Source organism: Halomonas sp. I1 (assembly GCF_032334135.1).
Classification (GTDB): Bacteria; Pseudomonadota; Gammaproteobacteria; order Pseudomonadales; family Halomonadaceae; genus Halomonas.
Genome location: NZ_JAVXUS010000025.1, coordinates 1 through 12,634, shown reverse-complemented (window position 1 = coordinate 12,634; position 12,634 = coordinate 1). Strand labels below are relative to the sequence as shown.

Below are 12,634 nucleotides of genomic sequence, written 5' to 3'. Positions count from 1 at the left end.
AGATTGAAAAGTCAGCAGCGGAGTGCGCCGCCCCTCCCGGTGTCCTTTACTCGGCACATGACCCACAATGAGAGGACACCGGGATGACCCTCACCATGGCAACACAGCGCCCCATCGACACCGAGCGCGACCGCCGCTGGCAGGCGGTGCTCCAGCGTGACGCCTCTGCGGACGGCAGCTTCGTCTACGCGGTGCTCACCACCGGCGTCTATTGCCGCCCCTCCTGCCCGTCGCGTCGGGCAAAACCGGAGAACGTCTCCTTCCATGACAGCCCGCAGGACGCGGAGGCGGCAGGCTACCGCCCCTGCAAGCGCTGCGCGCCGAATGCCCCCTCGGCCGACACGCCGATCGCCGCACTCGTCGAACGGGCCTGCCGGATCATCGAGCAGGCCGACGAGCCGCTCGGGCTGCTCGAACTGGCGGAGCGGGTCGGACTGAGTCCTTCCTACCTGCACCACCGTTTCAAGGCCGTCACCGGCCTCACCCCCAAGGCCTATGCCAGGGCACACCAGGCGCGTCGGGTACGCGAGGCGCTGAACACCCCGGACGGCGACGTCACCCGGGCCATCCATGGGGCCGGCTTCCGCTCCAGCGGCCGCTTCTACGAGAATGCCGACGCCATGCTCGGCATGACACCGACGGCCTACAAGGGCGGCGGTCGAGATACCACCATCCGCTTCGCCGTTGGCGAGTGTTCGCTGGGCTCGGTTCTGGTGGCGTGCAGCACGCGCGGCGTCTGCGCCATTCTGCTGGGCGACGCCCCCGCCCCCCTGGTCCGCGACCTCCAGGATCGCTTCCCGCGGGCCGAGCTCACGGCCGGCGGAGACGACTTCAAGGACTGGATCGCTCGAGTGGTCGGCCTGATCGACGATCCCGCTCTGGGCACCGAGCTGCCCCTGGACATCCGTGGCACGGCCTTCCAGCAACGTGTCTGGCAGGCGCTGCGCGAGATCCCCGCCGGCTCTACCGCGAGCTACACCAAGATCGCCGAGCGCATCGGTTCACCGGCCGCAGTGCGTGCCGTTGCCCGAGCCTGCGCGGCCAACCCGTTGGCCGTGGCGATTCCCTGCCATCGGGTCGTACGCCGGGACGGCGACCTCTCCGGCTATCGCTGGGGCATCGAACGCAAACGCACCCTGCTGGACCGGGAGGTCGACCACCCGAGAGATCACGACGGCGAGGACGTCTCGAAGTAGGGCGCCATGATGGCGGCGAACCAGTCCATGAAGACATCGATGCGCACCGCGCGATGCCGACGATGCGGATACAGCAGCGAGACCTCCAGGCCCTCGGCTCGGTACTGGGGCAAGACCTCGACAAGCTCACCACCGCGGAGCAGGTCGTCGACATCGAAACGCGGTACCTGGATGAGACCGAGCCCGGCCCGGCAGCAGGCAATATAGTTCTCGGCATTGTTGACCACGACCCGGCTCGATAGCTCGACATTCCGGACCTGCCCCTCTTCGACCACCTCGAAGCTTTCTTCGCGACCACTATGCGGCGCGACATATCCCACCATGAGGTGCCCGGTGGCGAGGTCCTCGACCTGACGAGGCATTCCGTGGCGTTTGAGATAGTCGGGACTGGCGCAGTTCACCAACGCCACCCGCCCCAACCGGCGCGCGACCAGATCGCTGTCTGGAAGCGATCCGAAACGCACGATGCAATCGACGCCCTCGGCCACCGGGTCGACATGGCGATCCGTGGCCCCCAGAACGACCTGCAACCGGGGATGCCGCTCCAGCAGTTGCCACAGCGCCGGCGCGACGAGTCGCCGGGCCACGCGGCTCGGCACATCGACGACCAGTCTTCCCGAGGCCTCCTCGCTCGGGTGCCGGAACAGTCGCTCGAGCTCCTCCGCTTCCGCCACCAGGGCCCTGGCCCGCTGCAGGAAACATTCACCATCCGGTGTCAGCCGCACCTTGCGCGTGGTGCGATGCAACAGCCGCACACCGAGCGTTTCCTCGACTCGCCGCACGGCAAGCGACACGGTCGCCCGAGGCCACGCCAGCGCCACGGAGGCCCGCGTAAAACTTTCCATCTCCGCTACCCGGATGAAGGCCCGCCACTGATCGATCCTGTCCATGACATCAGATCCGCAGTACACCGCGTCGCGACAGCATTTCCCAGGTGCCCACGCCCAGCAGCAGCACGGCGCTGACTCCCTGCAACACAAGCGGGCTGTGCGAAACCGTCAGGGACAACAGGAGTACGGGTATCAGGACCAGACCGGCCAGGTGAGACAACGGTAGCCGCCCGTAGACGACGAACTTGTAGATCGCCATGCCCGCCAGGAACAACATGGGACCGGCCAGCAGTACATTCGTCACCGTGGCCGTCAGGTGTCCGACCGGATGAGCGATCACCAGCTCGCTGCCGACCGCACAGAGGATCACGCTACCCAGAATGATGACGTGCACATAATGGAAGTAGGCGCCGATCCGGCCGGGATCGTCGGATTCGGTAATCACCCGGGAGGCATCACGAATGGCGATGTGGAAGTACACCCACCACATGGCCACGGTCTCCAGAAAGGCGACGCCGAAGGCCAGCAGGGTACCGAGGCTCCAATCGCCGACACCGGCCAGGGTGGCCCCGGTGATCAGGATCGTCTCGCCCAGCGCGATGATCATGAACAGCGCACACCGCTCGATCAGATGGCCGCCCTCGATATTCCAGTGCCGTGTGTAGGAACGCCCCAGCCCCGGCAGGCGGAAGCCGAACATCGGCGACACGTATTCACAGGCGACTGCCAGCGCCCAGAGAACGAGACGCATCGGCCCTTCCGCCAGGCCGCCTGCCAGCCAGAACACGGCGCCCAGAGCGCCCCAGCCGAGAATACGTTGATAGTTGGCCGTCAAGTCGGCCAGGCCATGCCCTCTGAGGCTCCACAGAATGAACAACGAGCGCCCCACCTGCATCGCCGCGAAACAGCCGGCGAATACCAGGCCACGGGAACCAAAGGCCTCCGGCAGCGCCGCCGCCATCAGCAGAGCCAGGGCCATGGTGACGAACAGCAACAACCGGATGGGCGTGGTGTCCGGGTCGAACCAGTTGGTCACCCAGCCGCTGTACTGCCAGCCCAGCCAGACCGCAAACCACAACACCAGCGCCTGGGCCGCGCCCAGCAGGCTCAGGTTATCCAGCAGGAAATGCGAGACCTGGATGATGGCAAACACATAGATCAGGTCAAACAGCAGCTCGACATAGCTGACGGCGGCCTCATGCCCATCACGAGGCCGCATCAAGGGATGGGGACGTTCCGATGTCATGCAGACTCCCAATCGACGCGAAAAACGAAAATGGACGTCATTCCGGCAAAGCGGGCTCTCACGAAGCGGGGGGTGCTCGACGCCCGAGGCGCCACCACGCCAGTCCGACGGGTATGGCGAACAACACGGCGTGAATCGCCAGTTCCTCGCCGAGCGCATAGCCATGTGAAAGGCCGATGGCGAGATTCCAGCCACAGGCCACCAGCCAGGCCAGTGAAAATGCCGCCGCTGCTGGGCGCCGATGCGCCCGCGGACAGTATCGTACGAGCAGCCACACCGCCACGATGCCTATCAACAGAATCAACAAGGTGCGCATCTTTCCTCCCTGAAAGCCAATGACATGTTTCCTAGCTTAGCCGTTGAATGCCGACAGGCGTACCGCAGAACGCAGAGCACAGCAAGGCCAGGCGTCCTGCCTGGCCTACTCCGGCTCACTTGGTGGTATAGCCGCCATTGGTCAACAGGGTCTGACCCGTCATCCACCAGCCATCGGTCACCAAGTGACGAATCAACGGAACCACATCCTCGATATCCGTCAGCCCGGTCTTGCTGAATGCCGACAAGGCAGCGGCGCTCTTGTGGAAGGCCACGGCCTCCTCGCCTTCCTGGCCATAGAAGAAGGGCGTATCCATGGGGCCGGGCCCGACCGCCGTCACCGAGATGCCGCGCTCGCCAAACTCCTGGGCTGCCGCCCGAGTGAAGTGCTCCACCGGCGCCTTGCCACCGGCATAGGTGGAGTAGAAGGACGTGAAGGCGCCGAGCAGCGAGGTCACCAGCGTCACGATCTTGCCGTGATCCTCCAGCACACGCCCGGCCTCCTTGAGAAAGAAGAAGGCACTCTTGGCGTTGATGTCGAACATGGTGTCGTATTCGGCCTCGCTGATCTCCAGCATCGGCTTCTTGAGCACCATGCCCACGGTATTGATAGCGATATCCACCTTGCCGAACCGGCGAGAAACCGCGTCGAAGAGCGCGGTGACATTATCGGCATGGGTCAGGTCCCCCTGGAAGAGGTCGGCATCAGCGCCCAACGCCTTGACCGCATCCCGGGTTTCCTCGGCGGCCTGGCGCGTGCCGTCACTGTTGTAGTGAATGGCCACCGCGCCAGCGCCATGTTCCGCGAGATCCCGCGCCAGCAAGCCACCGAGATTCTTGGCGCCGCCAGCGATCAGGACCACCTTGCCGTCGAGTGTACGATCCACCATGGAGTGCCTCCTTTCTGTACCAGTCAGTGACGGCTACACAGTCTAGGTGGCGACGCAGGCAAGATAATGCGCTATTTCTGCCAACAGCATCCATGAGTAACCAACAATCCATGGACGGTGCCCATGCCCACTCAGACAACGCCTCGTCTCTCTTTTAAAAACAATATTGATTCTCACCCGCTTTTATGGCTACTGTACGGTCGAACCATGGCGTTGATGGCAAGCAAGGAGGTTCCCATGAGTGATCGCAAGAGCGTCATCAAGCGCGTCTACGTCCCGACCCACGTACGTCAGACAGCCAATGGCGACCGTGTCACGGTGCCCGGGCACTACAGGAAGCCGGAAGACAACTGAGGCCCCTTGGCCCAGGGCCGAGCCTGCAGCCGGCATGACACCGGTCCAGCAGGCCGGCCGATGACATCGACGGCCCCCTGACGGAGTGCTTCACTCTTTTCTGCCTTGCGATTTAATCATTTGATTAATACACTGCCTCGAGACATCAGGCGCCTCGACAGCGCCTGACCGTTCCGCACTCGAGGATCGCCCACCATGCCCCGCGCGTACCGATCGCCGACGCTTGTCTCGCTCCTGCTCGGTCTCGTCTTGCCGCTGGCCGGCTGTTCGCCGGACACCTCATCCACTGCCGAGATACCAACGGTAGTAGACAGCCATGTGATTCAGGCCGGCAACGGCGCCGACATCACCCGCCTCTCCGGGCGGGTCCAGGCCGCCGAGCGCGCCACGTTGAGCTTCGAGATTGCCGGCAAGATCGAGCGTATTGCCGTGGATGTAGGCGACCGCTTCGAGGCCGGAGCCCCCCTGGCCACCCTCGATGACGAACGCTATCGCCTGGTGGCTCGGCAACGTCAAGCCGAGGCCCGCGAGGCAGAGGCCTCGCTGATCGAGAAACGCCAGGATTATCGTCGCCAGTCGAGCCTCGCCGAGAAGGGCTACGTCAGCGATACACAGCTCGACACTGCCCGGGCGGGACTGGATACCGCCGAATCGCGCCACGCGTCTGCCGTCGCCGCCCAGGAGCTGGCCGAACGCGACCTCGCGCAGACCACGCTGAACGCTCCCTTCGAGGGCTCGGTCAGTGCGCGCCAGGCCGAACCCTCGGAGCGGGTCGCCGCCAACCAGGCGATTCTCGAGATCATCTCCGACCGAGAAGGCTTCGAGGTAGCAACCAGTGTGCCCGAGACCCTGGTCGACGCCTTGTCGACCGGTACGACCCACAGCATCGGCTTCCCCGCCCTGGGTGGCGGCACCCTGCCGGCCACGCTCACCCAGTTGGGCACCCAGCCTCGCTCCTCCAACGACTATCCCGTCATTCTCTCCCTGGATGAACCACCCGAGGGTGTGCGTGCCGGCATGACCGCCGAAGTCGAGCTATCGCTGGCTGGCGCAGCGCAAGACGCCTCTCTTCTTCCCATTCCCCTCACCGCCCTGGTCTATGACGACGAGCAACATGCGCACGTCCTGCGTATCGACGAGGATGGCCGCCTCGAGAACGTCGAGGTGACGGTGGTCGATATCGGCGAAGAACGCGCCAAGGTGCGCGGCGAATTGGCGCCGGACGAGCGCATCGTCGCCCGGGGTACCGAATTCGTCGACCCGGGACAGGTCGTGAGCCTGCTCGACCAGGGGCCGGAACGCTACAACTGACTCGACCATGACCGGGGCCACCATGAACCTCAGCCAGCTCGCCCACCGACGCCGACCCGTCCTCTACCTGGCCACCCTGGTGGCCATGCTCTACGGCATTTTCAGCTATTTCGCCATGCCGGCTCGGGAGGATCCGGAGATCACCATTCGTGAAGCGCTGGTGACCACCGACTATCCGGGCCTGCCGGCGGAACAGGTGGAGCAGAACATCAGCAAGCCCCTGGAAGAGCGCATCCGCACCATCGGCGAGGTGGAGCGCATCCGCTCGACGTCCATGCGCGGCCGCTCGATTCTGCATGTGGAAATCAAGGACCGCTACTTCGATCTCGAACAGATCTGGGACGAGTTGCGCAAGAAGGTCGAGGCGACGACGCCGCAGTTGCCCGAGGGTACCCAGGACCCGGTCATCAACGACGATTTCGGCGATGTGGCGGTGGTCACCGCAGCGCTGACCGCTGGCGACTTTCCCCAGGCCGACCAACAGGAGATCGCCGAACACGTCCGCGCCGCCCTCTACGGCGTGGAGGGCACCAAGAAGGTCGAGCTGCTCGGCATCCAGGAGCAACGCATCTTCATCGACATCGGCGAAGCGCGTCTCGCCGAGCTCGACCTGTCTCCCTCGGAGCTGGCAGGCCAGATCCAGAGTCGCAACATCTACCCACCGGGCGGCGTGCTGAAAAGCGGCGAGCAACGCCTGGCCCTGGAGGTGACCGGCGAGTTCGAGAACCTCGATGCCCTGGGCGACACCGAAATCCGCCTGCCCGAAGGCGGTACCCTGAGGCTACGCGACCTGGGCGAGATTCAGCGCGGCTACGAGGACCCCGCCAACCGTACCGCCTACTTCAACGGCAAGCCGGCCATCGTCTTCGCCATTTCCATGCTCGAGGGCGAAAGCGTGCTCGACTATGGCCGCGCCATCGAAACACGCCTGAACGAAGTGCGCGACACGCTGCCGGCCGGCTATGCGCTCGATATCATGACCTTCCAGCCCGAGCAGGTCGCCAACGCTGTCTACGGAGTGACATCCAGCGTCATGCAGACGCTGGTCATCGTGCTCGCCGTGGTGGTGCTGTTCCTCGGCCTGCGCACGGGCTTGATCGTCGGATCGATCATTCCTGCGGTCATGCTGGTCACCCTGGCGATCATGGGTCTGACCGAGATGACCCTGCAGCGAGCCAGCCTGGCCACCCTGGTGATCGCCCTGGGCCTGCTGGTGGACAACGCCATCGTCATCGCCGAGGACTTCAAGACCCGGCTGGAGGCCGGCGCCACCCGGGATCAGGCACTGGCCGAGACCGGCGGCGAGCTGGCCATGCCGCTGTTTTCCTCGACCCTGACCACCATTCTGGTCTTCCTGCCGCTGATGCTGGCCGAGCATGTCGCCGGCGAGTATACCCGCTCGATCTCGATCGTCATCGCCATCACCCTGTTGAGCTCCTGGTTCCTGTCGCTGACGGTGACGCCGACCCTGTGCCACCGATTCCTCAAAGCGCCCGTCACGGCGCGGAAAGACAACACTGCCCCGACCCTGTCCGATAGACTGTTCCGCTGGGTATCGGAGCGCTACGCCCGGCTGCTGCGACGCGTGCTTCATCACCGAACGATTTTCCTGACTCTCATGGGGCTGGCCCTGGCAGGGGGCGTAGGCATGATGCAACTGGTGCCCCAGAAGTTCTTTCCCGACTCGGACCGCAGCCAGGTTCTGGTGACCATCGACTTCCCCTCGGATATCGCCGCCAATGCCACCGACCGACGCGTCGGCGAGCTCAGCGAGGCCTTGCTCGAAACGCCGTCGTTACGTGACGACCTCACCAGCGTGGCCGCCTACTCGGGCTTCGGTGGTCCGCGTTTCGTGCTGTCGCTGACGCCCATCGACCCGGCACCCAACAAGGGGTTCATGGTACTCAACGTGGCCGACCGTGACCGAGTCGACGCAGTGATCCGCGCGACACGCCATTACCTGGCCACTCACCACCCGGACCTCTCGCCCCAGGTCACCCGAATGTTCCTGGGCCCCTCCGACAGCACATTGCTCCAGGTTCAGGTCAAGGGACCGGATCGAGAGGTGCTGTTCAACGCTGCCAAGCGAGTGGAAGCCATTCTCGGCGACGTCGATGGCGCGCAGGACATTCGCCAGAGCTGGGAGGCGCGTATCCCTTCGTTGACCATCGACGTCGACCAGGCCCGGGCCCGCAGCGCCGGCATCACCTCCGAGGATGTCGCTCGTTCGCTGAGCAGCGCCATCGACGGCTACCACCTCAGCCACTACCGCGAAGGCGACGACATCATCCCGGTGATGATGCGCTACGACGAACGACAACGCGCCAGCATCCAGCGTCTCGAGTCATTGACCGTCTACCCCGTGGAAGCTGCCGGCGAGGGCGTACCCCTGAGTCAGGTCGCCGAAGTCCGACTGGACAACGGCTACTACCGGATCGACCGCGAGAACCTGGTGCGCACCATCACCGTCGAGGGGCGCAACCGGCACCTCACCGCCGAGGACATGGTTCCCCGGGTCGAGCCGGCACTGCGGGCACTCGAGGCGGACCTGCCGCCCGGCCACTGGATCGAGTTCGACGGCGTGGTGAAGGAGTCGGCAGAAGGCCAGGCGGCACTGCAGGCCAACCTGCCGCTGTGCATCGGCCTGATCTTCATCTTGCTGGTCGCCCAGTTCAACTCCTTCAAGCGCCCCCTGCTGATCGTCGCCACCATCCCGCTGGTGATCGTCGGCGTAGCCCTGGGGTTACTGGCCACTCGGGCCGACTTCGGTTTCATGGTGATGCTCGGCCTCTACAGCCTGGCCGGCATCATCATCAACAATGCCATCGTGTTGATCGATCGCATCGACATCGAGCGCCGCGCCCTGGCCGCCGACGCCCCCGCCCGGGATGCCGTGGTTCGTGCCTCGGCGCGCCGGCTCAGGCCGATCCTGATGTCGGCGATTACCACGATTCTGGGCTTTCTACCGTTGATCGCCGGTCGAGACCCGCTGTTCTACGGCATGGCTGCCGCCATGGCCTTCGGGCTGGGCATCGGTACCATCATGAGCCTCGGGGTCGTGCCGGTGCTCTACACCCTTTTCTTCGGCATCGACACCGCCGACCACGACGGAGGTGCCTGAACCATGACCACCGAGGACACCACCCGAGACCGCCTGATCCAGGCCGGCATCCGGCTGTTCGGCGAGTACGGCTACAAGGCCACCACCACCCGCATGCTGGCCGACGAGGCCCGGGCCAATATCGGTTCCATCGCCTACTACTTCGACAACAAGCACGGCCTCTACCTGGCCGCGGCCCGCCACATCGCCGGGGCGCTGCGCGAACGCCTGGGCATCGACGACTCCCTCATTTCCCCCGACGACCGAGACACCGCCCGAGCGACCCTCGAGGTCATCGTGCGTCGCATGGTGAGGACCTTCGCCACGGACGTCGAGTGCCGCCATTGGTTATTGATGGTGATGCGTGAGCAGGTCCACCCCAGCGAGGCCTTCGACATCCTGCAGGATCAGGCCTTCGGCGTGATCCAGGTGACACTGAGCCAACTGATCGCCCGCCTCACCGGGCGCGACGCCGATGATCCGATCACGACGCTCGAAACCCACACTCTGGTCGGCCAGATGGTGTTCTTCCTGATCGCGCGGGAGCCGCTGCTGCGACGCCTGTCCCTGACGTCCTTCGATGCCGATACCCTGACCACCATCGAAGACGTGGTCGTCTCGCACCTGCGCCTCTACGATATCCCGGCCTGACGACCGACAATGCTAGAATGGCGCGGTCATCACCTTCGGAGTCCGCCATGCCCGCCGCCGCGCCCTCTCTGCATATCGCCGCCGCCCTGATCGAAGACGAGACAGGACGCCTGCTGCTGGTCCGCAAGCACGATACCACCGCCTTCATGCAGGCCGGTGGCAAGATCGAGCCCCGAGAGTCACCGGCTGACGCTCTGTCACGGGAGGTGTTCGAGGAACTCGGGTGTCGGCCCCGCCGCCTCGAGTTCCTCGGCGAGTTCACCGCCCCGGCGGCCAACGAGCCCGGCCACCAGCTGAGCGCCCACCTGTTTCGTGTTGAGCTGGACGGCCCGCCCCGGGCCGCCGCGGAGATCGCCGAGCTGCGTTGGGCAACGCCCGACACTGCCCTGACATTGCCGCTGGCGCCCCTGACCCGGGATGTGGTGCTTCCCCGGGCTGGTGCCCCGGCGGCCTGAATCACCACGCCCGACAGATGCATCAGGCGATCATCGGCTATCATCGCGACGAGGAAGGCCACTGGGTGGCGGAACTCGCCTGCGGCCACGACCAGCACGTACGGCATCAGCCCCCCTGGACCGAACGCCCCTGGGTATTGACCGAAGAAGGACGTCGCTCTCGACTCGGCCTCGCCTTGGCGTGCCGCAAGTGCGAGCGTGGAGAACCTCGGGACCGACATTGAATGCCTGCCCCATCGACGGAGTGATCGCGTGGCCATCGACCTGCTCTACAACTGCCTGATCTTCCTCGCTGCCGCCGTGCTGATCGTGCCGCTGGCCAAGCGTCTCGGCCTCGGCGAGGTCCTCGGTTACCTGATCGCCGGCGTCATCATCGGCCCCTCGGTATTGGGCCTGGTCCCCGACGCCGAAGCGGTGCTGCAGTTCTCCGAAGTGGGTATCGTCTTCCTGCTGTTCGTCATCGGCCTGGAACTCAAGCCCGCTCGCCTGAAGCTGATGCGCAAGCCGGTATTCGGATTCGGCGGCCTGCAGATGCTGATCACCAGCCTGGCGCTGGGCGGCCTCGCCCTGATGCTGGGGCTCTCACCGCCCGCCGCCCTGGTGGCGGGATTCAGCCTGGGACTGTGTTCCACGCCCCTGGTGCTCCAGCTGCTCGGCGAGAAGGGCGAACTGACCACGCGACATGGCCGCCTCGGCTTCGCGCTGCTGCTCTTTCAGGACATGGCGGCGATCCCGGTGCTGGCCGCCATTCCACTGCTGGCCGGTGGTGCCGCCATGGCGGACGGCTGGGACAGCATGCTGCGCGATGCCTTGATCGGCGTGGGTGCCTTCATTGCCCTGATTGTCGGCGGGCGCTACCTGCTGCGGCCGTTGTTCCGCTTCGCCGCCGCCACGCGCAGCCGGCAGGTGTTCGCCGGCACCTCCCTGCTGGTGGTGATCGGCGCCGCCCTGTCGATGGAGCTGGCCGGCCTGTCCATGGCCCTCGGCGCCTTCGTCGCCGGCGTGCTGCTGGCCGACTCCGAGTACCGGCACAGCATCGAGGCCGACATCGAGCCCTTCCGCGGCCTGCTGCTGGGGCTGTTCTTCATGGCCGTGGGCATGACCGCCCAGATTGGCCTGCTGACCGAACGCCCCGGCCTGGTGCTGGGCCTTACGGCGCTGCTGCTAGTGGCCAAGTGGTCGAGCGTGGTGATCGCCGCCCGCGCCTACGGCACCGACTGGCGCGATGCCCTGAACCTCGGCACGCTGCTATCCCAGGGCGGCGAATTCGCCTTTGTGCTGCTCACCGCCGCCGGCGCCGCGACCCTGCTGGCGCCCGACCTGGTCGGTCTGCTGATCCTGGTGGTCTCGCTGTCGATGGCCGCCACGCCGGTGCTTTTCCAGCTCCATGCTCGACTGGTCCGACCACGGTTCGCGCCGGCCACACCGAAGCACGAGTACGACCGCCCTGCCGACACCTCGCCGGAGATCATCATCGCCGGGTTCGGCCGTTTCGGTCAGATCATCGGACGTACGCTGCAGGGGCTGAACATTCCCTATACCATTCTCGACATCAACGCCGAACATGTCGCCTTCGTGCGCCGCTATGGCAACGAGATCTACTTCGGCGACGCCTCTCGGCTCGACCTGCTGGAAGCCGCCGGCGCCGACCGGGCCCGCATCCTGGTGATCGCCATCTCCGATGTCGAGGCATCGCTGCGCATCGTTCAGCGCGTACAACGCCGCTTCCCGCGGCTGCGCCTGTTCGCCCGGGCCCGCAACCGCCATCACGCCCAGTTGCTGATGCGTGCGGGTGTCCAGGACATCGTCCGCGACCTGCTGCCGGCCAGCCTCGAGCTGACCCGGGAGGTCCTGGTGGCACTCGGCATCGACCGTCAGCGCGCACAGCATACAGTGGACACCTTCCGCCGCCACGACGCGACCACCCTGATGCGCCAGATGGAAACCTTCGGCGACGAAGCCCGACAGATCCAGACCGCGCAGCAGGCCGCCAAGGAACTGGAAGAGCTGTTCGAAGCCGACGAAGACGTGGTCACCGAAGCCCCACCGCCGGGGCATGAGGCGTGAGGCGAGCGGCGAGCGGCAAGCGGCGAGCGGCGAGCGGCGAGCGGCGAGCAGTATGTTGGCGCCGCCCGGCTCGTAGCTCGTAGCTCGTAGCTCGTAGCTCGTAGCTCGTAGCTCGTAGCTCGTAGCTCGTTGCTCGTAGGTCGTAGCACCGATCGAATACCGGCCAATCCTGGTGTTCGAACTCTCTTTCCAGGGTCTGCCCAGGGGTTGGATCTGCGG

At 65.4% G+C, this 12,634-nt stretch carries 11 protein-coding genes; 7 read left to right on the top strand and 4 right to left on the bottom strand.

Features of this window, described 5'->3' with window-relative positions:
• The first annotated feature begins 83 nt into the window (after positions 1-83).
• The gene (gene ada, locus RSO41_RS17510) at positions 84-1,196 is read left to right on the top strand and encodes a bifunctional DNA-binding transcriptional regulator/O6-methylguanine-DNA methyltransferase Ada (RefSeq protein WP_315620535.1); all 1,113 of its coding nucleotides are present in this window, start codon (positions 84-86) and stop codon (positions 1,194-1,196) included.
• Here the strand turns inward: ada and RSO41_RS17505 are convergent.
• From RSO41_RS17505 to RSO41_RS17490, 4 genes are all read right to left on the bottom strand, one after another.
• Positions 1,169-2,086 (bottom strand): LysR family transcriptional regulator, encoded by a 918-nt coding sequence (locus RSO41_RS17505; protein ID WP_315620534.1) that lies wholly within the window; start codon positions 2,084-2,086, stop codon positions 1,169-1,171. The two genes, ada and RSO41_RS17505, sit on opposite strands and share 28 nt — an antisense overlap.
• Positions 2,087-2,090: 4 nt before the next feature.
• On the bottom strand, positions 2,091-3,272 hold the full coding sequence (locus RSO41_RS17500) for a low temperature requirement protein A (RefSeq protein ID WP_315620533.1): 1,182 nt from the start codon (positions 3,270-3,272) through the stop codon (positions 2,091-2,093).
• A gap of 58 nt (positions 3,273-3,330) precedes the next feature.
• Positions 3,331-3,588 carry a hypothetical protein gene (locus tag RSO41_RS17495; protein WP_315620532.1) on the bottom strand — a complete coding sequence of 86 codons (258 nt, stop codon included), beginning with the start codon at positions 3,586-3,588 and terminating at the stop codon, positions 3,331-3,333.
• Positions 3,589-3,703: 115 nt separating this feature from the next.
• Entirely contained in the window at positions 3,704-4,477 is a 774-nt protein-coding gene (locus RSO41_RS17490; RefSeq protein ID WP_315620531.1) for an SDR family oxidoreductase, read from the bottom strand.
• A 549-nt stretch (positions 4,478-5,026) separates the two neighbouring features.
• Between RSO41_RS17490 and RSO41_RS17485 the strand changes: the two genes are divergently transcribed.
• The 6 genes from RSO41_RS17485 to RSO41_RS17460 are packed head-to-tail and all read left to right on the top strand — an operon-like array spanning position 5,027 to position 12,415.
• Complete coding sequence (locus RSO41_RS17485) at positions 5,027-6,142, top strand: efflux RND transporter periplasmic adaptor subunit (RefSeq protein WP_315620530.1); 1,116 nt, start codon at positions 5,027-5,029, stop codon at positions 6,140-6,142.
• Positions 6,143-6,149: 7 nt separating this feature from the next.
• Entirely contained in the window at positions 6,150-9,263 is a 3,114-nt protein-coding gene (locus tag RSO41_RS17480; RefSeq protein ID WP_315620529.1) for an efflux RND transporter permease subunit, read from the top strand.
• 3 nt (positions 9,264-9,266) lie between these two features.
• Positions 9,267-9,893: a CerR family C-terminal domain-containing protein gene (locus tag RSO41_RS17475; protein ID WP_315620528.1), complete on the top strand. Its 627-nt coding sequence runs from the start codon at positions 9,267-9,269 to the stop codon at positions 9,891-9,893.
• 47 nt (positions 9,894-9,940) lie between these two features.
• On the top strand, positions 9,941-10,348 hold the full coding sequence (locus RSO41_RS17470; protein ID WP_315620527.1) for an NUDIX domain-containing protein: 408 nt from the start codon (positions 9,941-9,943) through the stop codon (positions 10,346-10,348).
• A gap of 17 nt (positions 10,349-10,365) precedes the next feature.
• Positions 10,366-10,572, top strand: coding sequence for a DUF3565 domain-containing protein (locus tag RSO41_RS17465; protein ID WP_315620526.1), 207 nt, complete (start codon positions 10,366-10,368; stop codon positions 10,570-10,572).
• 28 nt (positions 10,573-10,600) lie between these two features.
• The gene (locus RSO41_RS17460; protein WP_315620525.1) at positions 10,601-12,415 is read left to right on the top strand and encodes a monovalent cation:proton antiporter-2 (CPA2) family protein; all 1,815 of its coding nucleotides are present in this window, start codon (positions 10,601-10,603) and stop codon (positions 12,413-12,415) included.
• Positions 12,416-12,634 lie beyond the last annotated feature (219 nt).